This is a genomic window from Providencia sp. wls1922 (genome assembly GCF_009706505.1).
Lineage (GTDB): Bacteria > Pseudomonadota > Gammaproteobacteria > Enterobacterales > Enterobacteriaceae > Providencia > Providencia lanzhouensis.
Genome location: NZ_WLUG01000045.1, coordinates 1 through 21,385 on the forward strand (window position 1 = coordinate 1; position 21,385 = coordinate 21,385).

Consider the following 21,385-nt stretch of genomic DNA (forward strand, 5'->3'; position numbering starts at 1 on the left):
GTTCGCTAAATAATGAGTGGCTTTAATTTTTTAATTTTCACATGGTTCCATGAATTTATGTATTGAAGATTTATCAAATGCAGTAATTTCAAATAACTGAGTCAATAATCTATCATCATGAACTGTATTCCAAGTGATACAGTTATTTTCAATTAATGTAAGAGAAAATTTCACTACAGAATTATGTGTCTCAGTGTAATGATTAAATTCAATAGTACGATATGAGTATAAGTAAAAAGCCATGTTATCTAAGTTTGTTGTATTATAACATCCTAGAATACAAAAATTTGGAGATTGGTTAATGGCTGGATGGATATCTTTTGTTTGCTCCCATTCTATTTGGCGCTTTAAACTTTTTAAAAATACGTTAGATATGACTTTGTGTTCTGTTGGGTTCATTAGTTTTCCCTCATATTTTTCTAGCTGAAATATCAATAATATTATCAATATAATTAAGTAGAAGATTTACTTCATCTAACATATCAAAACATAGGCTAATATCTAAATCATGGTGGTCTTTTATTGATGTTATTTTTGTGGTTTTTATTTTGTATTGTTTTATTGATGATGTTAATTTTTTATCTTTAGAGTCAATGAATAGAATATAATGGTGTAATGATTGTATTCTACTATGTAACTTCCTTCTATGCATTTCTTCATGAAAGGTATTTTTATTATGAACTTCAGATAAGTGTTTATAATAATCATTAAGTAGCTTGGATAGCTTCTCCTTATGAAAATAAATAGATGCCTTACGATTAAATTTAATCGTTAATCTTGATGTTTGTAATAGAACCCATAAAGTTGCTGCTGTACCGACAAAGGTAGATAGCGTCCCTAGGTTTATTACCCAGAGTTCCCATGATGTATTCATTTTTTATTAGCTCCATAAAAATAGAGTAATAGAAATCTTAATTAATTAGATTGATTTTTTATAATATTAGATTTAAATAGAACAAACAAATCCCCTCATAATTAACGCGTATTTATGAGGGAATAAAAATGATTAAGGTTCGATTGGTAACCCGTTGTCTTGTCCCCATTGCGCCCATGAACCATCATAGAGGCGCACATGTGGGTTACCTAATAATACCAATGCCAGTAAAACTACGGCAGCAGTCATGCCAGAGCCACAGGTTGTGACTGTTGGTGCGAGAATATCGACACCTTGCTGCGCAAAAATAGCTTTTAATTGTTCGGGGGATTTATATTCCCCATTATCCACTAATAAATCCCAAGGCACATTTTTACTGCCTGGAATATGCCCCATCCTTAAACCTGGGCGAGGTTCAGGAGCTTGAGCCAGAAAACGGGCAGCTGCACGCGCATCAATAATTTGGATTTTACCTTCAGTGGCAACCTCTAACATTTGCTGTTGATTCAGCGCATTGGCATCTTGTCTATCCGCAATAAAGGTTTGTGCGGCGGGTGGGGTGACTTTACCAGATTGAGTTGCGAAACCAGCTGCTTTCCATGCGTTAATTCCACCGGCTAAAATTTTAACCTGTTTACAGCCTAAAGTGCGGAAAGTCCACCATGCACGCGGAGATGAAAACAAATTATTTTGAGCGTAAATAATGACTTGCGTTTGATTATTAATCCCCATCGCTCCAACAGCTTGGCTAAATGTGGCGGCGTCAGGGAGCATATGGGGTAAGTCGCAGCTCTTATCGGCGATTTCATCTTGATTAAAAAATTGAGCTTGGGGAATGTGCTCATCAAGGTAGCTTTGGTAGCAATCATAAGGGGCGGTAGGTGGTGGCGTAGAGACATCAAGCACAATAATATTACTGTCTGAAAGATGTGAATTTAACCACTCTGGTGTTACAAAATAATCGTTGTACATCATAACTCACCGTCCCGTTTGATTAATAATGGATGATTACTGGATCTGATTAGGTGCAGGTAATATCGATGGCGATTGAGCCTGATTTTGCTCTAAAGGTGTGGTGGAGCGGGTATAAATATTCATCCCGGCAAGCACAATACCCCCAATAGAACTCAATGCGCATAATGCGCACAGTGCGATGACGACTTTTTTCATTTTTATTAGCCTGATTTGACACGAAGATGCCAAAGTATAACTGGATGGTGATAGCAAACAAGTTTTACGGGATATTTTCTTGGCTCGATTTGGTGTTTTGCGAAAGGCTTTCCAGAATTTGTGTATAATGGAAATTAATACAGTAGTTTTGCGAAGGGTTTCGCAAAAGAGAAACAGGGGCTTTCCTGCCTCTTTTTTGATTAGCTATCATCTCCTTTTTACTTGGTCTTCTGCGTATCTATGTCTCTGTCAAATAAAATCAAAGAACAAATAACTCAATGGTATAAGGGGTTATCTAACCAAATCGAGGGGTTCGTCTCTCGGGCACCTCAGCGGCAGATGATTGCTGAAGTGGCGAAAAATTTGTCGGATGCAGAAGGGCGTCATTTAGTGATTGAAGCACCCACTGGGGTGGGAAAAACCTTATCCTATTTGATACCAGGCATTGCGGTAGGGCGCGAAGAAGGTAAAACTTTGGTCGTGAGCACCGCTAACGTTGCCCTCCAAGATCAAATATTCAGTAAGGATTTGCCATTACTGAGCAAAATTATCCCTGACTTAAAATATACAGGCGCATTTGGGCGGGCGCGTTATGTGTGCCCCCGAAACTTAGAAGCTATTTGTGCCGCGGAAGGGGAACAAATTGATTTAATGCTGTTGGTGGAAGACAAAACTGAAATTACCAACAGCGAAGAGAGAGCGCAATGCCAGCAATTACGCAATGATTTTCATAGTTTTGCTTGGGATGGGCTACGCGACCACCATAAAAAGGCATTTAGCGATAGTTTATGGCGTAAAGTCAGCACCGATAAAATGAATTGCCTTGGGCGTAATTGCCAGTTCTATCAACGATGCCCTTTTTTTATGGCACGCCGTGAAATTGAAGATGCGGATGTGGTCTTGGCTAACCATGCTTTAGTGATGGCAGCCATGGAAAGTGAATCGGTATTACCGGATCCCAAGAAATTACTGTTAGTTCTCGATGAGGGGCATCATGTTCCCGATGTGGCGAGAGACGCTTTAGAAGTTGAAGGGGAAATTACGCTAGTTCAGCTTACCGCGCAGGTGGATAATTTTATTCATCATGTCGGGCAGTATGTTGCGCAGTTTCGTCCAGCAAAACCACCTAAGTTGACTAATCCTGATAAGCTACAACAACATGCTGAAAAATTACGTGAGTGTTTCCGTGATTTTTCACTGTTAGCGAACGGGCTATTACCTGAAACATCCAAAGAGTCAGAATATTTGTTTCCAATGGGGATCTTGCCTGAGGTAATGCAGCAATGTTGCCAAGAGCTATTTAAGCTGACAGATGGATTACGTGGGCTATCAGAGGCGATTCTCAGTGATTTAACGGAACAAACAGCAAAGCAAGATATTGTGCGTTTACATCGCTCCATTTTAGTGACAAGCCGAGCGATGGGCTATTTTGAAAATATGACCAAATTATGGCGCTTAGCCTCGCTTGATCAAAGCTCTGGTGCGCCCGTTTCGAAATGGCTTAGCCGCCATTATGAGAAAAATCAATCCCGGATTTTTATGCATTGCGCAGGGATCCGCGTAAGTGAACAGCTGCAACATTTGTTATGGAAAAATGTGCCTCATATTGTAGTGACATCGGCAACACTTCGCTCTTTGAACAGCTATTCACGTTTTATGGAGTTAACGGGATTATCCGAAAAGAGTGATGACCGTTTCGTGACGCTCACCTCACCGTTTAATCATGTTGAGCAGGGTAAGTTGGTGATCCCCAAAATGCAGCATGAGCCAACTATGGCAAATGAAGCTGAACATTTAAAAGAGATGGCAACCTATTTTCGTCATCAATTTACGCATGGTGATCACCATGGGGTCTTGATCCTATTTAGTAGCCAGCGAGCGATGGAAGGGTTTCTGGAGCATGTGAAAGATTTGCGTTTACAGCTATTAGTGCAGGGGGATCAGCCACGTTACCGGCTAGTGGAGACGCATTGTGAACGTATTAAACAAGGGCAAAAAAGCGCGTTAATCGGCTTACAATCATTTGCGGAAGGGTTGGATTTAAAAGGGGAATTTTTAACCCAAGTGCATATTCACAAGATTGCGTTTCCGCCTGTGACAAATCCAGTAATTATTACTGAAGGTGATTGGCTGAAGTCATTAAAGCGTTATCCATTCGAGGTACAAAGTTTACCTAGCGCTTCATTTAATTTGATCCAGCAAGCAGGGCGTTTGATTCGAAGTCATGAGTGTTATGGCGAAATTATCATTTATGATAAGCGCTTATTAACCAAAAGCTATGGTAAACGTTTATTAAATTCGTTACCCATTTTCCCTATTGAACAACCTGAAATGCCAACTTCAGATAAGTAGGGCGATAAAGAAGTAGGGTGATAAATAATTGAGACCACCGAAGTGGTCTCATGGTCAGTATATTGACTCTGTTTTACGACACTACTCAATATTGGCTTCTAATAACCACAGGAATTTATCCAGATCGCGAGATGCGGCGGTAAACATATCTGCGGTATTTTCATCTTCAACTTCATCGATAGCTTTACGAATATCATTTGCAACAACAGCATATCGTTCAGCTAATGCTTTTAAATGGTCTTGTACAGAATGAATATCCAATGGATAAGCTTCTAATGATGTAAACTTATTGACTTGTTGTGATGTTCCTGTGGCGATGCCACCTAGCTGAACCGCACGCTCAGCGAATTCATCCAAGTGCCCAATGATGCTATCTCTAAAGCCATCTAACATCTCATGCACTGCGATAAAGTTGCGACCGCGCATGTTCCAATGTGCTTGTTTAGTGATTAAAGAGAGATCGGTGAAATGGATAACCATCATGTTTAAGATACCGATGGTTTCTAATTTTACACTATCTTCAATATCATTACGGGTATATAAAAGTTCAGTTGAAGAGGTTTTAAATAATTTTGCAGTATTCATAGAATTTCCTCTCTTAAATATAATTAACTCAATTGTCTTGTCTGCTTATAAATATAGAGTGTAAAGCTAAGAATGTCATAAAGTAATAATCTATTACTTTAATAGGCAGGACGATGATATTTTTTTTGGGCGTTTATTTAGATTTTACCAATCGAATCTATCGATGTGACATTTCAAATAAATGAAGATTACCTTACAAGATAATGAAATAAAAAATGAACAAAGAAAAAAAGCTAATAGAATTGCCTATTAGCCTTTAATAAAAGTGAAGATGACGTAATTATTTACGATACTTTTTCAATCTTTGATTTGGGTACCGAAGTGGATGTTGAGCCAATAGACGCGCATACAATACACAACAGCGCTAACCATTGTGTCATCGTTAAATGTTCTTGTAGGAAGACAATGCCTAAAAATGCTCCCATGCAAGGCTCTAGACTCATTAGAGTACCGAAGGTTTTTGCGGGCAGCTTGGTTAACGCTATCATCTCTAATGTATACGGAAATGCGGTAGACAAAATAGCAACCCCTAAAGCCAAAGGTAGAATGGCTGGGTCAAACATCGCTTCAACCCCGGTTTGCATTAATCCAATCGGGAAGAAAATCAGCGCAGAAATCAACGAACCCACAGCAACCGTTGCGGCACCATAACCTGCGCCAGCGCGTTGACCAAAGATAATATAAATCGCCCAGCAGACACCGGCACCTAAAGCATAAGCGGCACCAACGAGATCGAGAGAGTCAATGTTATTGCCAATAGGCAGTAAGAATAGCAACCCAGCAATGACAAGCCCAATCCATAAAAAATCAATAGGGCGGCGAGAAGAGAACATCGCAACGGCTAATGGGCCCGTAAACTCAAGTGCGACCGCAATTCCTAAAGGGATACGCTCAAGCGCTAAATAAAACAGGTAGTTCATGGTTCCGAGAGATAAACCATAAGCAAGCAGTGGTCCCAGAGAGCTTTTTCTAAAATTTAAACGCCATGGTTTAAAGATCACACACAAAATAATCGTGGCAAGCAACAAACGTAAACCGGTAACACCTGGTGCGCCGATAAGTGGGAACAATGTTTTAGCTAAAGAGGCACCACTTTGGATTGACATCATTGCCAGTAATAGCAAGCCTATCGGTAATAGCGGAAAAGCACTCTTTTTAGTATCGGCAGACATGAATAAAAAACCTCAAAAAACGTTAGGAACGTCGATAAAACCCACACGGTATATACAGATAAAATGGGTAAATCTAAATAATAATGGTGGTTTGTTGGGATATTTACCCTAAGCCAGCAAATTGGCGTGAATTATCTCACAGAATTCATGCAGATTATATTGCTTTGTTGAGAGCGAAAAATTCATCATATTATTTAATATTGGATAACGACTAAAAATAAAATATTGTGAGTTGAGCTTCTTTGAGGGTACCGTATAATTTTGCGCTTACAAGAATGATAATAGGAATGAAAATAGAACATGAAAAAAATTAAAAGCGTCGCGGTTTATTGTGGTTCAAGCATGGGGACGAATGAAATTTATCAAAAACAAGCCATTGAGTTTGCAAAAGAGCTGGTAAAGCGTGATATCGCTTTAGTCTACGGTGGTGCGAGTGTTGGGCTGATGGGAACCGTTGCCGATACGGTATTATCTTTAGGCGGCAAGGCTATTGGTGTGATCCCATCCCTGCTTGAAGAGCGTGAAATCTCGCATAAAAATCTGACCGAACTGTACAAAGTTGACACCATGCATCAGCGCAAAAGCAAAATGATTGAACTTGCTGATGGTTTTGTCGCAATGCCTGGTGGATACGGCACTTTAGAAGAATACAGCGAAGTGTTCACATGGAGTCAAATTGGTTTACATACTAAGCCTTGCGGATTATTCAATATTAATAATTACTGGCAGCCTCTGATTGATATGACCAATAAAATGGCGGATGAGGGCTTTTTACATGAAAAATATCGTCATATGGCGATTGTGGAATCATCCCCAGCCAGTTTATTAGATCAATTTGAAACGTATATTGCACCACCAGTGAAAACTTACGACTAACTTATTCGGGTAGCTTTATGATCAGAAAAGCAAAAAAAGAGGATTTATCAGCAATTCTTGCGCTCTACCAAATTTTATTTGCCGAGATGGCTAAGTTTGATCGTGAAAGGTTACAAGCCGCGGAACAATCGAGTGAGTTTGTTGAAAATGCCATTGAGGATAATAAGTTTCATCTTTTAGTGGTTGATCATGAAGGTGAAATCAAAGGTTTTTGTATTGCTCAAAAACAAACGGCAGATCCTTATAGTTGCATTGTGCCAAGGGATTTCGGTTATATTTTTGATTTGGTCATCTCTCCCGACTTTCGAGGTGAAAAAGCAGGTAAACAGCTCTTAGATGGAATGAAAGAGTGGGCTAAGTTGCAGAAATTTAGTCACTTAGAACTTTCAGTATTAGCGCAAAACCACCAAGCTATTAAGTTTTATGAGCGCGAAGGATTAGCCGAAGTATCCCGTACCATGGGGATCGCGTTGTAAATTTTAAGCTCTCCGTTATTGGGGAGCTTTTTATAGTATTAGCCCCCAAGGTATCATGAACAAATCATATCTTTTTCAGAAAAAGCGGCTCAAAAATCAGCACAAGATCTAAACGCGGGATTATGGCATAATGCGCGGCTATTTATTCTTATCAGACTTCAAGTCGGCGAGATAAGGGCAATTACGCCAATCTCGGGGCGACTCTACAAAGATCAATTTAAGGCATCGCAGTGTTAACAACCAACAATATCACTATGCAGTTTGGCAGTAAGCCGCTGTTTGAAAACATCTCAGTTAAATTCGGTACCGGTAACCGCTACGGTCTGATCGGTGCGAATGGTGCGGGTAAATCCACATTTATGAAAATTCTGGGTGGTGACTTAACGCCAACCGCAGGGAATGTGAGCACCACGGATCCTAACGAGCGTTTAGGTAAATTACGCCAAGACCAGTTTGCATTCGAAGAGTTTACTGTTCTCGATACCGTTATCATGGGACATGCTGAGCTTTGGGATGTAAAGCAAGAGCGTGACAGAATTTATGCGATGCCAGAAATGAGTGAAGAAGATGGCTATCGCGTTGCAGATCTTGAAGTGGCTTACGGTGAAATGGATGGCTATAGCGCGGAAGCGCGTGCGGGTGAGCTGCTATTAGGCGTCGGTATTCCGGTTGAGCAACATTATGGTCCAATGAGCGAAGTCGCGCCGGGTTGGAAACTGCGTGTGCTATTGGCTCAGGCATTATTTGCTGATCCAGATATTCTGTTACTTGATGAACCGACGAACAACTTGGATATCGATACCATCCGTTGGTTAGAACAAGTGCTGAATGACCGTAACTGCACCATGGTTATCATTTCCCATGATAGACACTTCTTGAATACCGTTTGTACGCACATGGCGGATTTAGATTACGGTGAGCTGCGTTTATTCCCGGGTAACTACGATGAGTATATGATTGCGGCAACCCAAGCGAGAGAGCGTCTGTTATCTGATAACGCCAAGAAAAAAGCGCAAATTGCTGAGTTACAATCTTTCGTTAGCCGTTTCAGCGCTAACGCATCAAAATCTAAACAAGCGACTTCTCGTGCTCGTCAAATTGATAAAATTCAATTAGATGAAGTTAAAGCCTCTAGTCGTCAAAACCCATTCATTCGTTTTGAACAAGAGAAAAAACTGTTCCGTAATGCTTTAGAATTAGAAGCGGTCACTAACGGTTACGATCAAGGTCCTCTGTTTAAAAACGTGAACCTATTAATGGAAGTGGGTGAGAAAATGGCGGTTATCGGTGCTAACGGTATCGGTAAAACCACATTCTTAAAAACCTTAGTCGGTGAGCAACCTGCGACAAGCGGAATCGTCAAATGGTCTGAAAACCATAACATTGGTTATTATGCGCAAGACCACGCAGAAGACTTCGATACTGACCTGAACGTGTTTGACTGGATGAGCCAGTGGAAAAGTGAAGGGGATGATGAGCAAGCGGTTCGCAGTATTTTAGGTCGCTTACTATTCTCTCAAGACGATATTAAGAAAAAAGTGTCGGTCTTATCAGGTGGTGAGCAGGGTCGTATGTTATTTGGTAAGTTGATGATGCAACAGCCAAATATTTTGATTATGGATGAACCGACCAACCACTTAGATATGGAATCCATTGAATCATTGAACTTAGCATTGGAAATGTATCAAGGAACGCTGATTTTCGTTTCCCATGACCGTGAGTTTGTGAGTTCACTGGCAACTCGTATTCTTGAGATTAAAGAAGATAAAGTGATTGATTTTAAAGGTACTTATGACGAGTACCTGAAAAGCCAAGGTGTTGTTATCTAATCTTGTTTGAATAAAAAAATAGCCCCGCTGGTGTGATACCCGAGGGGCTATTTTTATTTAGCTGTTCAAAATGGCAGAACAGCCTCAAAATTAGTTTTTCTTCACAAACTCAGATTTCAGTTTCATTTGACCGAAACCATCGATTTTACAATCGATATTGTGATCGCCTTCCACTAAACGGATACCTTTAACGCGGGTACCTATTTTCAGCATTGAAGAACTACCTTTCACTTTAAGATCTTTGATTACGGTAACAGTATCGCCATCAGCTAATAAGTTGCCATTAGCATCTTTTACGATGAGTTCATCAATGTCAGTAACTGGCTCAGCATCATTCCATTCGTGCGCGCACTCAGGGCAGATGTACATATCGTTGTCAGTATAGGTATATTCAGACTGACATTTTGGGCAAGGAGGTAATGACATATTTATATTCTCAGTAATGACTGACACAGTCATAGTTCAAATCAGTAGGGATAACGAGGTTCCCCGAAAGGGGGATAGTATAAGACCAAAGACAAGATAAATGAATTTTTAGGAATATTCCTAATTTTGTATCTTAAAAAATGGCGAGACTTAGCTCGCCATGAAGAATCTTAGGAGCAAACCTCACAATGAGGGTCTTTATTGAGTTTAAATTGGCGAAAATCCAGCGTCATCGCATCAAATAACAGCACTTTTCCAACATTGACTTTGCCGTACTGGGCTAGCAATTTGATGGTTTCCATCGCTTCTAATGTGCCAATTGTCCCCACCAGCGGCGCCATGACGCCAGCCTCTACACATGTCAGGCTATTTTCTCCAAACAGTCGGCTTAGGCAGTGATAGCAGGGCATTCCTTCTTCATAGGTAAATACGGAAAGTTGCCCTTCCATACGAATTGCAGCACCCGAAACAAAAGGAATTTTGTGTTTAAAGCAGAGGCGATTAAGCTGCTCGCGAATGGAAACATTATCCGTGCAATCTAAGATTACATGATGCTGTTGAACTAATTGTTCTAGCTCAGGATCATCCAATTGCGCGTTAACAGTATCAATCTGGATATGAGGATTGATGGCCGCTAGCTGCGCTTTTGCTGAATCTACTTTAGGTTCACCGATAGTCGCGTCGCGGTGCAGGGTTTGGCGCTGCAAATTTGATAGGGAAACCGTATCAAAATCTACGAGGGTTAAATAACCGACACCCGCGGCGGCGAGGTATTGTGTCGCCGCGCAGCCAAGTCCACCAAGCCCAACGACCAAGGCTTTACCTGCCTTCAGCTTTTCCTGCCCGTCAAAATCGAAGCCGCGTAAGATAATTTGGCGGTTATAACGTAGCATTTCCTGATCAGTCAGTTCTTGCACAGTCTTACTCACTTTTTAATAAGTAATTGAACATTTCCACATCAACCATTTCACCTGCCGCCACTTTTCCACGCTCACGTTCTAATACAATAAAGCAGTTTGCTTGGCTAAAAGAACTGAAGACATGTGAGCCTTGGTGCCCTGTAGTCGCCACTTGTAGCTGACCTTGTTCATTGACGCTTAAAATGCCTCGTTGGAAATCAAGGCGTCCAGGTGATTTTTTCAGTGGTGTAGTGACAGGAACTTTGAAGCGGACAGGGGCTTTCCATTGGCTATGGCCGCTGAGGCGAGCAATTAATGGCTGAACTAATTGATAGAAAGTCAGCGCGGCAGAGACAGGGTTACCTGGTAAGCCACAGAACCACGCGGAACTTAGCTTGCCAAATGCGAAAGGTTTACCTGGCTTGATAGCTAATTTCCAAAATCCAATCTCACCCAGTTCATCCAAAATTTGTTTGGTGTAATCCGCTTCGCCGACAGAGACGCCGCCGCTGCTGATGACTAAATCAGCACATTGGTTAGCTTCAATAAAGGTTTGCTTGAGTTTTTCTGGTGAGTCGGGGATAACGCCAAAATCCAGCACTTCGCAATTGAGTTTTTCTAACATTAAGCGAACGGCAAAACGGTTTGTGTCATAAATTTGCCCCTCAGCCAGAGGTTCGCCTACTGCTTGAAGCTCATCACCGGTTGAGAACACGGCAACTTTCAAACGGCGCTGGACTGTCACATTCGCAATTCCAAGAGACGCTATCAATGGTAGCTGTGTGGTGGAGAGTAAGGTTCCGGCAGGGAATACCGCACTACCTTGGGCAATATCTTCACCAGCTTTACGGATATTGTTTCCTTGCTTGAAGCTTTCCGTAAAAATAATTCCTTGATCAGTTTGTTCTGTGGCTTCTTGCATGACAACGGTATCAACACCTTCAGGAATAGGCGCTCCCGTCATGATCCTTACACAGCTACCTGCGGGTAATTTTCCTTCCATTGGGTTGCCAGCAAAGGATTTTCCAGCGACGGGCATCGGGGTTTTTCCATCCCAATCAGCAAAGCGAAAACCATAACCATCCATCGCTGAGTTATCAAACGGCGGGACATTAATGGGAGAAATGAGGTCTTCGGCAATAATACGTTGGGCAGACTCAGTTAGTGGAATGATTTCAGTGCTTGTGACAGTTGCGGTGTTTGAAAGTAATTTTTCTAATGCAAGCTCTAGTGAAATCAAACCGTTAGTATGACACTGGTCCATAAATCGTTACCCCTTAATCTTGTTATTGGCCTTCGAGGCTTAAAATAAATTGTTGGCGGTATTATGTCAGATATAGCGCATTGGGTGAATGAATAGAAATTGATTACTGATAGCTTTTGGGTGGATAGTTTGTCTCATTTGGGTCACATATTGCGTTGTTTTAATGAATCCGTTATCGAAGAACACGATTTTTGCTAAAACAGAGCTACCAAAAAGGCTAAAATAAAGGGTGTTATTAATCGCATTTAAATAATGAAATAGTTATTTAAATGGCAAGGAGTATTCTGGATCGAGTCGCGCGATAACCTGCAAATATTTCATGCTGTTGATAGATGTATTACTGGATTATCTGCACTTGCTGCTTTAGAGTACCGCGCACACCTGCATTTTTATAAAAATAGCGTTATACCATCTGTGGAGGATCCTATGTCATCTCTGAGTAAAGAGGCCGAATTAGTTCATGCTGCTTTGGAAGCAAGAGGGCTTGAAACCCCGTTACGTATTCAACCAAAATCCGGTGAGGATCGTAAGCAACTGATTGAAGGACATATGACCGAAATTATGAAGTTGCTGAACTTAGATTTAACCGATGATAGCTTAGCGGATACCCCGCGCCGTATCGCAAAAATGTATGTGGATGAGATTTTTTCGGGCCTTGACTATGCAAACTTCCCAAAAATCACATTAATTGAAAATAAAATGAATGTTGATGAAATGGTTACTGTGCGTGATATTACTCTGACCAGTACTTGTGAACACCACTTTGTGACGATCGATGGTAAAGCGATTGTGGCATACATCCCTAAAGATAAAGTGATTGGTTTATCGAAAATCAACCGTATTGTGCAGTTTTTCTCACAGCGCCCACAAGTTCAAGAACGTTTAACTCAGCAAATTTTAGTAGCTCTGCAAACGTTATTAGGCACTATGAATGTCGCGGTTTCTATTGATGCAGTTCATTACTGTGTGAAAGCTCGTGGTATACGTGATGCAACCAGTGCAACAACCACCACATCATTGGGTGGGCTGTTCAAGTCTAGCCAAAATACACGTCAAGAATTCTTACGTGCGGTTCGCCATCTCTAATTTATGACCTCAACCGTTTCAGTTGCCCCTAAAAGCCGTATCGGGCAACTTGATACAGTACGTGGCATTGCTATCCTCGGTATTTTATTACTGAATATCTTTGGATTTGCTTTACCACAAGCGGCCTATCTTAATCCCTATTACACCCCCGAAGTATCATCCTCTGATGCGGCGGTTTGGGTGTTTTTTAATCTTTTCTTTCAAGGGAAGTTTCTGGGAATTTTTTCCTTACTTTTTGGTGCCACATTAGGCTTGCTAAGTTATCGCTCAATATTATGGCAACGTAGCCGACTGATTGTTTTAGCGATTATTGGCTTGATTCATGGAATTGGTTTTTGGGATGGGGATATTCTTCTCGCCTATTCCTTGACGGGGCTGGTTGTGATAATGGTGTTGCCACACTATGCGGCTTCCACATTATTCAAAATTGCCATTTCTATCTATTTGATTGGTTTGATTATTTTATTTGCCATCGGCAGTAATGTGGTGGATACCAGTTTTTGGCAGATCACTGCAGACCAAGCGTTTCTTGATGCTTGGCAACATCGCATTGGTGGAATGACGGGGATCGCATATCGCACAGGTGAAGTGGCGATGATGGTTGAGTTATTGGTTATTCAGTATGGCTGGCAACTGGTTGCGATGATGATCCTAGGGGCGTTGCTACTGAAAAATGGTTGGCTAAAAGGGCAGTTTACTGAGCAGCATTATCGTCGAATGGCCATTGTATTAATCCTCCCCACCGTAGCTATCCAGTCAGTGGCTCTGTATGTTCAAAGCCTTTTTGGTTGGCGTTATTTTGATACCTCGATTGTTGGCTATATCATTAATGAGCTATCGGTGCCGTTTCAGTCTTTGGGCTATATTGCGCTAGTTTATGGTTTTTGGGGGATATTTAGCCGAAGTGTGCTCGCGAAAGCCTTGCAAAATGTGGGGCGGATGGCGTTGAGTAATTACTTACTTCAAACACTGATTTGTACCACTATTTTTTATCATTTGGGTTACTTTTATCAGTTTACCCGAGTGGAGTTGTTAGCGTTCATTCCACCCATTTGGTGTGCTAACTTGCTGTTTTCTTATTGCTGGTTGCGCTTCTTTGAGCAAGGGCCAGTGGAATGGTGTTGGCGACAACTGACAGATAAACTTTTTTATCTTTTAAATCGACATTCACCATCTGAACATTAATTGAGTTTATTCAGTTCATCAGGGGTAACTGCTGGATAGCCCTTTGTGCCATCAGGCATTTTTATTGGAGCAGGAATGGATTCTTGTTCCCCTAAAAATTTAGGTTCACGCTGGAGAATATAGAGATCAGCTAGCGCACCTAAGCGGGCAAACACTTCACGTATCCGCACTTTAAACATGCCTTCCGGCGTAGGTACCGCTAAACATTGGGCATCAATCCCTTTGTGCTTAGCAATGAATAGCGCTCTTTCGCAATGAAAACGCTGGGTGATAATGGTGAAGTTATCGGTATCGAACACTTTTTTCGTACGAACTACGGAGTCTAAGGTTCTAAAACCTGCAAAGTCGAGCACGATTTTTGAGGCGGGAACGCCCGCTTTGATGAGATCTTTACGCATGGCGATAGGCTCATTGTAATTGTGTGCGCCGTTGTCACCGCTCAGGAGTAAATATTTTACTTTACCGCTATGATAGGCATCCGCAGCGCCTTTAATTCGATATGTGTAATAGAGGTTAGTGGCTCCGGAGGCGTAATATTTAGATGTGCCGAGAACCATCCCAACATCGCGGGCAGGCAGTTGCTCTACATCTTCATAGATATAGGGTGCAGTTTCCCAACTGATCCAGCGGTCGAGTAAAATAACAGTGGCGAAAGCTATCCCTGCCAGTATTAATAGACCATAAAGCAGACGTTTCCTCATGTCCTCGCCTTGAATAATTAATGCCTATAATAATTAGTGCTAACAATTAATAGGCTACTTGACTTAATTTCGTGACGCAAGTCGCGTAACGTAAAATCGTGTCAATATGGCATCGAATTGAAAAACAATAAGATGCCGTATGTTGGTTTATTCGTTCGGTAGTCCACCAAAACAGAGTAATGGACTGATGGTGTTTCTATCGACGGATTTTTGTTTATCAACCACATAAAATGATTTTGGGTAAGTGATCACCCAAACGTTATCAGTTTCAGCAATCCCTTGAATATATTCACCATTGGTTGGGACCGGCAGAACATTTTGGATATTCAATGTCTTGAGGCTGGTGGAGACCAGTGGAACCTGGGCTTCACTAGGGTATTGTGGCAAATAGTAAGCTTGGGTTAACGCCGTATTGATGCCATATCGACCATACTGTATATCGCTATTATTTCCACACCAATGATATTCTGTGATAGGCGAGGCTGGTGCTGTGACATGAGCGAGAATAAAGCGGGTATCTGTCACCATCCAGATGGATTGGCTATCTGGTGTGAAATAAAATTCTCTAACAGAATCATAATAATTCTCTACCGTAAACCAAGGTTTTGCACTAAATGTAAGTGTTTGAGTATCTAACAGATAGGCAGCTTGGGTGACATTATCATACAGCGCTAGATGTTTTTCATCGGGGGACAGTGCTGCTGGCATCTGAACGCCGAAAGCACCTTGATACTCTTGGCTATCAGGGAAGGTAAGCTTTTTCTCGACGGTATTATTTGAAAGGTTAATCACCGCGATACTGTTTTCTACACCGCTTGTGACAAATGCACGTGGGCTATTTTTCATCACATAAATTTGGCGAGGGAAAAAGCTAGTTTCAATATTGGCCTCTACTTTTTGCGCGTCGATATCAATCACACTCACGCTGTTTGGTTGAAGCGAAGCAACATACAGTTTCTTTCCATCGTTACTAAGTGCTGCGCCATAGGCACCCATTCCACGGCAGCGATTAGAGCTACAGCCTGTTTCATTTTTGGGTAATGGAAGCTGAATAGTAAACAGCAATTTCCAATCATCTTTGGCTGAAGAGTAAGCGCTAACTAGGTTGGCTTCTTCGTCTGTGATAAAGATCCTCTGGTGGGCATCATCACTGAGAATAAAGCTCGGTTCAATTAATTCAGGGGCTTGAATTTGAATACCAGCAACTTGCTCTTCAGATTGTGTGGCGGGGAGTGATGCAAGCTCCTCTTTAGCAGCCTTTTCCATTACTCGCTTAGCTTGCTCTGCTTTGGCTGAATTAAGCTCTTTATCTAGCTCTTGAAAGATGAACTCACGCTCAGCAACAAGATCTTCATCAGTCGAAAATGATTGCTGGTGGATAACGAATGCTAAAATTCCTCCCATGATTAACACAACGAGTAAATCTAACACGTACTTTTTGGCAGGAATGAGAACGAAAGCAAAGCCAATTACGGCACCTGCAAGCGCGCCACCAATATGAGCAGCATTATCCACCCCCGATTGCATCCCGTTAATTAAGGTTAATGCAATCATGGCAATAATATTGTAGAGAGGGCGCTTAAGGGTATCGCGAGCGTCTTTAGTGAGGTCTGGGTTATTGAGCTGTTTTAAGAGTTCAATCACTGATGCAGCGGCGAGACCCATAATCGCCCCAGACGCGCCCAAGCTGATAGTAATATAGACGGTATTATCATTCTGTAGCAGGCTGCTCCATGACATTATGTCAAAGCGACGCATTGCGCTGTTTAAGGCTTCTTGGTATTGCCAAGCTGCACTGACAAACGACCCTACAATCCCTGCAAATAGATAGATTGCAAGATAACGAAATTTGCCAAAAGCGCGTTCACATTCAATACCAATTACCAGTAAGGCAAGGGTATTTAGCCCTAAATGTAACCATCCGGAATGTAGCACTATGCTAATAGGATAACGCCACCAATCACCGGTGAGAGAAAGCTGATAGACGCTTGCTCCGAAGAGCAACAAATTGTATTCCTGAGATTCAAGTGGTGCAGCAAAGTTAAGCTGATAAAAATAGACACCAATATTAAGAATCGCAATAAGCAGTGTGAGTGCTATCGCCCATAGGGAAAACTTGCGAATATTTTTTTGGGGCGCAGATTCAGGCGGCGTTGATTCAGGTATGGTTGGCTCTGACATGAGCGAGTCCTATGTAAACCGGTTATGTTTGCATCTTAAATAACTCTGGCGGCTATCTCAATCGCAAGTTATAGAAACGGGATACTTTCAGACAATGTTGAAATATAGAAAACAGAGAAAATAAAAAAAGAGCACCGAAGTGCTCTTTAATTTAGTAATTACAATTAGTTAGAATGAAGTTCGTTTATAGACACGATATTCTGGTTTCCAGAAATTGTGCTCAATAGCTTCATCTAATGCGCTATCTGATGTCATGGTCGCCACGCCTTGAACTTGCGCTTCTTTAGCCACTTGTTTTGCTATCACGCGGGAAACATCTTGGATCTCGGATAACAGTGGTAACAGTGGACCTTCACCCTTTTGTGCCAGTGGTGAGCAGCTTGCTAACGCACGGCTTGCTGCCATCAACATGCCATCAGTCACACGTTTTGCACCGGATGCAATCACGCCTAAACCAATACCAGGGAAGATATAGGAGTTGTTGCATTGCGCGATAGCAAAGATTTTGTCTTTATAAGCCACCGGTGGGAATGGACTACCTGTTGCCACTAATGCCTGACCTTCAGTCCAGTTGATAATATCTTCTGGACGCGCTTCAACACGGGATGTCGGGTTAGATAATGGCATCACGATTGGGCGAGGGCAGTGCTTGTGCATCTCTTTGATGATTTCTTCGGTGAATAAACCCGCTTGACCAGAAACACCAATCAGTACTGTTGGCTTCGCATTACGCACAACATCTAACAGTGAAATAGAGTCACTGTTGACATCCCAATCTTGCAAGTTAGCGCTGTTTTGCGTCAATTTGCTTTGGAAATCCAGCAAGTTTGGCAGTTTGTCTGTCAGTAATCCGAAGCGGTCAACCATGTAGATGCGTGCACGCGCTTCTTCATCGCTCAAACCTTCAGATTTCATTTGGGCAATAATTTGCTCTGCAATACCACATCCCGCAGAGCCTGCGCCCAAGAATGTGACGCGTTGGTCGCTCAATTTGCTACCCGCCGCATGGCTGGCGGCAATTAAGCTACCAAGAGTAACGGAAGCGGTGCCTTGGATATCATCGTTAAAGCAGCATAGTTCATCGCGATAACGGTTTAGTAATGGCATCGCATTTTTCTGTGCAAAGTCTTCAAATTGCAGCAGCACATTTGGCCAGCGGCGTTTTACAGCTTGGATAAATTCTTCAAGGAATTCATCATACTCTTCGCCAGTAATACGCGGATGACGCCAGCCCATGTACAGTGGGTCATTCAGGCGTTGTGGGTTATTAGTACCAACATCAATAACAACTGGCAAGGTATACGCAGGGCTAATACCACCACAGGCGGTATACAGGGATAATTTACCAATTGGAATACCCATGCCGCCAATACCTTGGTCACCTAAACCAAGAATACGCTCGCCATCTGTTACAACGATAACTTTTACGTTTTGTTTAGTGGCGTTTTGCAGCATGTCATCGATGTATTCACGGTTTGGATAAGAGATAAACAAACCACGCGCACGGCGATAGATATCAGAGAAATGTTCGCAAGCCTCACCCACTGTTGGGGTGTAAATGAGTGGCATCACTTCGGTTAAGTGTGCATCAATCAGGCGATAAAATAGGGTTTCGTTGGTGTCTTGAATATTACGCAGGTAAATATGCTTATCAATATCTGTTTTAAAATCAATTAATTGGCGATAAGCACGTTCAACTTGTTCTTCAATAGTTTCAACTTGTTCAGGCAGTAGGCCATACAGGTTGAAATTAGCGCGTTCTTCTTCTGTAAAGGCGCTTCCTTTATTCAGTAAAGGAAATTCGAGTAAGATTGGACCAGCATAAGGAATGTATAGGGGACGTTTTGTTTCGTGTTCATGTTCCATGAAATATCACTCTTCGGACGATTAGTAAGCAACTGTCAGGTTAGATCCTAAGCTAAACAAAAAATATGTACAGTAAATAATGCTACAAAACAGTTAAATTTTTTACTGAATATTATGCGTTATATGATAAGGAAATTATCTACAGAAGGGAATTTTAGACGAGGTTTGTTTTACTATTACAACGAATGGATCACGCTTATTTAAGTTCGCCGATGCTTTTATCACGATATCAATCTTTTCAACGCAGTATGTCATTTTTTATAGGTTAAATTAATTTAACTGTTCAGTAGAAAATCAGTGCTTATGGTGCAGTAAGTCGGTAGATGCTGATCCTGCTAAATATATTTTTATATATCATATATTGCCGCATGTTTTTAATTCATTTAGTTTTAATTTTCTTTTTATAAAACTATAAGATTGGTGGCTTTTATGATAAGGAATTTCACGTTAATTATTTTTATGCTCTTTCTATGTGCTTGTCATGGTTCAAATGATGTAAATAAAAACAATATTATTGAAAATAGTAATTCCTATGGCGAATATCAAAATAAAGAGCCTTCAAGGTTTCTTATTGCATTACAATTTATGTATCTTGCTGAATTTAAGAAAAGTTCAAGTTTAATGAAAAATTATGATTACAAAAAACAGGATTATAGAAAGATTGTTCATAGTTTTATTATTTTAAATAAGAAATGTTTTGATGAAGGAATTGATTATAAAGAAGCAAGTAAACTTTACTATGATTCACTGGATAGGTCTAACATATCTCATGATGCATGGTTTTTTAGTCATATTTTTAATGCGTTAGATGAGAAAGATAGTGAGGTAATATGGAAAGGATATTTATATGCAATAAATAAAGGCGGGAGAAATGAAGAAACAGCAGTATTAATGAAAATATGGTATTCAATGATTAGAGAAGCGACAAATTCATCATCAGAGAAACAAAAGGAAAGTATAGCTTGGTTATCTATAGTGAGAAAAATGCCAGTGATGAATAGTATCGAAAACACAATTAGTGAGATATGGACTAACGCTGTTCTTGCTAACATTATGGAGGGAGACTAGTGGGGGTAATATGGCATCAAAATAAAAAATTATTGTTATGTTTTATTTTGTTATTTTTCTCCTTTCAATCTATAGGTTCGGAGCCTAAGAAAGATAGTGTATCTATTTTTAACATAATTATACTTGAATATATAAGAGTGACTATGGATGAATATAAACAACCATTGTCAAAAGAAAAAATGGATAAAGTCCATTATGAATCTGCATTGGCATATGCGAATTACTTAAAGTCTTGGTTTGAATTAAATAAAGGTGTAGAGGTTAGAACGGAAAGAATTAATTTTAACGAGGCTAAAATTATCAATGAAAATGGATTTAAAGCAGCGAATTTACCCTGCGATGCATGGTTTTTTGCTGATATTTATGATGTTTTTGATGAAAATGAACGAAACAAATTTTGGAGGGAAATGAACGCTAATTCCGAAAGGGAATCCGAGGAGAAAATATTTGTTGATTTGTGGTTTAAAATGAAGGCTGAGGCAGAAAGCACTTCAATTGAAAAACGTAAAAAAAGCCAGCGATGGTTAAAGAGAATGAGGAAAATTCCCCTAGTTATTGAAATTGAGAAAACCATGACGATGGTTGAAGATAGTTTTCGTTATAAAAAATAAGTTTTTGAAAAATTTGGAGGCGTAATATGCCAATAAAATTTATTTTTTCTATATTTATCTTGTTAATTTCAACTTCATCGATGGCAGATAATCGTCCCGGTTTTGTTTGTGGGCGGTTTAACGATACAGTCATTGAAGTGCCTAGCAACTATGTCTACTCCTTCGCGGAATATGAAGGTTATAGTTATTTCGATCCAAGATTCTTAGAAAATAAAAAAGGTTGCGATGCAAATTTTCGAGTTTTGCCATTAATAATGAGCTGGCCTGAAATGAAGCCTTTTAATAAAAATGGAAATGAAAAAAATAAAAAACTTAGATTTTCTATAGAACCACTCGATGGTGATCCTAAAAGTTATCTTGAATATAAAAGGTATCTATATATTGATAGTGGTGAAGGAAAATATAAGGGGGATGTCTCATACAGTGAAGAATTAAAGCTTTATTTTAATGAGGTCATATTTAGATTCAATAATAAGCATAATCACTTTAAGGAATATAAAAGAGGTTATTATTGGGGGAGGGGTAAAGAGTCGATTAATATTTTATTTGACTGTGCATGGATACCTGGTGATGGTGTTTATAGTCGATGCGATGCGGTTTATTTGATTCCTGAAATTGGTGTTAAAATTAAATTATTAATAAATTATAAAGATTTAAATGTGTGGAATGAAATAATGGGTGATGTAAATAAATTTATTTATAAATATATAAAATTATAAGGTGTTAGATATGAAAAATAAACATTATAGACAAGGGTATCTTAG

At 40.4% G+C, this 21,385-nt stretch carries 21 protein-coding genes and 1 pseudogene; 9 read left to right on the forward strand and 13 right to left on the reverse strand.

The features are described 5' to 3' along the window. Window positions 1–30 precede the first annotated feature (30 nt). The 4 genes from GKR71_RS03035 to GKR71_RS19870 all read right to left on the reverse strand — a co-directional run bounded on the left by GKR71_RS03035 (window position 31) and on the right by GKR71_RS19870 (window position 2,044). A complete protein-coding gene (locus GKR71_RS03035) occupies window positions 31–399 on the reverse strand; it encodes a hypothetical protein (protein WP_108479402.1) in 369 nt (122 codons plus the stop codon). A 10-nt stretch (window positions 400–409) separates the two neighbouring features. Next, on the reverse strand, window positions 410–874 hold the full coding sequence (locus GKR71_RS03040; protein WP_154610035.1) for a hypothetical protein: 465 nt from the start codon (window positions 872–874) through the stop codon (window positions 410–412). Between the two features lie 132 nt (window positions 875–1,006). Further along, window positions 1,007–1,846, reverse strand: a complete 840-nt coding sequence (gene sseA, locus GKR71_RS03045; RefSeq protein WP_154599940.1) for a 3-mercaptopyruvate sulfurtransferase — start codon at window positions 1,844–1,846, stop codon at window positions 1,007–1,009. 36 nt (window positions 1,847–1,882) lie between these two features. Beyond that, window positions 1,883–2,044: a hypothetical protein gene (locus GKR71_RS19870; RefSeq protein WP_187369806.1), complete on the reverse strand. Its 162-nt coding sequence runs from the start codon at window positions 2,042–2,044 to the stop codon at window positions 1,883–1,885. Window positions 2,045–2,284: 240 nt separating this feature from the next. Here GKR71_RS19870 and dinG point away from each other — a divergent pair, with 240 nt between their 5' ends. Next, window positions 2,285–4,396: an ATP-dependent DNA helicase DinG gene (dinG, locus tag GKR71_RS03050; protein ID WP_154633931.1), complete on the forward strand. Its 2,112-nt coding sequence runs from the start codon at window positions 2,285–2,287 to the stop codon at window positions 4,394–4,396. An 81-nt stretch (window positions 4,397–4,477) separates the two neighbouring features. Here dinG and dps read toward each other — a convergent pair whose 3' ends face one another. Both dps and rhtA read right to left on the reverse strand, forming a co-directional pair. After that, complete coding sequence (gene dps, locus GKR71_RS03055) at window positions 4,478–4,981, reverse strand: DNA starvation/stationary phase protection protein Dps (RefSeq protein ID WP_036949728.1); 504 nt, start codon at window positions 4,979–4,981, stop codon at window positions 4,478–4,480. 284 nt (window positions 4,982–5,265) lie between these two features. Further along, window positions 5,266–6,153, reverse strand: coding sequence for a threonine/homoserine exporter RhtA (gene rhtA / locus GKR71_RS03060; RefSeq protein WP_036949726.1), 888 nt, complete (start codon window positions 6,151–6,153; stop codon window positions 5,266–5,268). Between the two features lie 300 nt (window positions 6,154–6,453). Between rhtA and GKR71_RS03065 the strand changes: the two genes are divergently transcribed. The 3 genes from GKR71_RS03065 to GKR71_RS03075 all read left to right on the forward strand — a co-directional run bounded on the left by GKR71_RS03065 (window position 6,454) and on the right by GKR71_RS03075 (window position 9,334). Further along, entirely contained in the window at window positions 6,454–7,029 is a 576-nt protein-coding gene (locus GKR71_RS03065) for a TIGR00730 family Rossman fold protein (protein WP_036949723.1), read from the forward strand. Window positions 7,030–7,046: 17 nt separating this feature from the next. Continuing rightward, window positions 7,047–7,505: a GNAT family N-acetyltransferase gene (locus GKR71_RS03070; protein ID WP_036949720.1), complete on the forward strand. Its 459-nt coding sequence runs from the start codon at window positions 7,047–7,049 to the stop codon at window positions 7,503–7,505. A 230-nt stretch (window positions 7,506–7,735) separates the two neighbouring features. After that, a complete protein-coding gene (locus GKR71_RS03075; RefSeq protein WP_108479408.1) occupies window positions 7,736–9,334 on the forward strand; it encodes an ABC-F family ATPase in 1,599 nt (532 codons plus the stop codon). A 90-nt stretch (window positions 9,335–9,424) separates the two neighbouring features. Here GKR71_RS03075 and GKR71_RS03080 read toward each other — a convergent pair whose 3' ends face one another. The 3 genes from GKR71_RS03080 to moeA all read right to left on the reverse strand — a co-directional run bounded on the left by GKR71_RS03080 (window position 9,425) and on the right by moeA (window position 11,923). Then, complete coding sequence (locus tag GKR71_RS03080; RefSeq protein WP_036949717.1) at window positions 9,425–9,760, reverse strand: zinc ribbon domain-containing protein YjdM; 336 nt, start codon at window positions 9,758–9,760, stop codon at window positions 9,425–9,427. 170 nt (window positions 9,761–9,930) lie between these two features. Then, window positions 9,931–10,677 (reverse strand): molybdopterin-synthase adenylyltransferase MoeB, encoded by a 747-nt coding sequence (moeB, locus tag GKR71_RS03085; RefSeq protein ID WP_071992127.1) that lies wholly within the window; start codon window positions 10,675–10,677, stop codon window positions 9,931–9,933. Window positions 10,678–10,681: 4 nt separating this feature from the next. Continuing rightward, a complete protein-coding gene (moeA, locus tag GKR71_RS03090) occupies window positions 10,682–11,923 on the reverse strand; it encodes a molybdopterin molybdotransferase MoeA (protein ID WP_154599905.1) in 1,242 nt (413 codons plus the stop codon). Between the two features lie 426 nt (window positions 11,924–12,349). Between moeA and folE the strand changes: the two genes are divergently transcribed. Together folE and yeiB are read left to right on the forward strand one after the other, a co-directional pair. Then, window positions 12,350–13,009 carry a GTP cyclohydrolase I FolE gene (folE, locus tag GKR71_RS03095; protein WP_036949713.1) on the forward strand — a complete coding sequence of 220 codons (660 nt, stop codon included), beginning with the start codon at window positions 12,350–12,352 and terminating at the stop codon, window positions 13,007–13,009. Between the two features lie 3 nt (window positions 13,010–13,012). After that, entirely contained in the window at window positions 13,013–14,194 is a 1,182-nt protein-coding gene (yeiB, locus tag GKR71_RS03100; protein WP_154633932.1) for a DUF418 domain-containing protein YeiB, read from the forward strand. Here the strand turns inward: yeiB and sanA are convergent. The 4 genes and pseudogenes from sanA to GKR71_RS03115 all read right to left on the reverse strand — a co-directional run bounded on the left by sanA (window position 14,191) and on the right by GKR71_RS03115 (window position 18,942). After that, on the reverse strand, window positions 14,191–14,895 hold the full coding sequence (gene sanA, locus GKR71_RS03105; RefSeq protein ID WP_036949704.1) for an outer membrane permeability protein SanA: 705 nt from the start codon (window positions 14,893–14,895) through the stop codon (window positions 14,191–14,193). The genes yeiB and sanA overlap by 4 nt on opposite strands. A gap of 147 nt (window positions 14,896–15,042) precedes the next feature. Continuing rightward, window positions 15,043–16,161, reverse strand: coding sequence for a hypothetical protein (locus GKR71_RS20130; protein WP_336431406.1), 1,119 nt, complete (start codon window positions 16,159–16,161; stop codon window positions 15,043–15,045). A gap of 24 nt (window positions 16,162–16,185) precedes the next feature. Then, window positions 16,186–17,076: pseudogene (locus GKR71_RS19995) on the reverse strand (rhomboid family intramembrane serine protease); the annotation flags it as partial. Between the two features lie 168 nt (window positions 17,077–17,244). Continuing rightward, complete coding sequence (locus tag GKR71_RS03115) at window positions 17,245–18,942, reverse strand: NAD-dependent malic enzyme (protein ID WP_036949699.1); 1,698 nt, start codon at window positions 18,940–18,942, stop codon at window positions 17,245–17,247. Window positions 18,943–19,371: 429 nt separating this feature from the next. Here GKR71_RS03115 and GKR71_RS03120 point away from each other — a divergent pair, with 429 nt between their 5' ends. The 3 genes from GKR71_RS03120 to GKR71_RS03130 all read left to right on the forward strand — a co-directional run bounded on the left by GKR71_RS03120 (window position 19,372) and on the right by GKR71_RS03130 (window position 21,340). Then, window positions 19,372–20,010 carry a hypothetical protein gene (locus tag GKR71_RS03120; RefSeq protein WP_036949697.1) on the forward strand — a complete coding sequence of 213 codons (639 nt, stop codon included), beginning with the start codon at window positions 19,372–19,374 and terminating at the stop codon, window positions 20,008–20,010. 143 nt (window positions 20,011–20,153) lie between these two features. After that, complete coding sequence (locus tag GKR71_RS03125; RefSeq protein ID WP_230082505.1) at window positions 20,154–20,621, forward strand: hypothetical protein; 468 nt, start codon at window positions 20,154–20,156, stop codon at window positions 20,619–20,621. A 26-nt stretch (window positions 20,622–20,647) separates the two neighbouring features. After that, a complete protein-coding gene (locus tag GKR71_RS03130; RefSeq protein ID WP_154633934.1) occupies window positions 20,648–21,340 on the forward strand; it encodes a hypothetical protein in 693 nt (230 codons plus the stop codon). Window positions 21,341–21,385 lie beyond the last annotated feature (45 nt).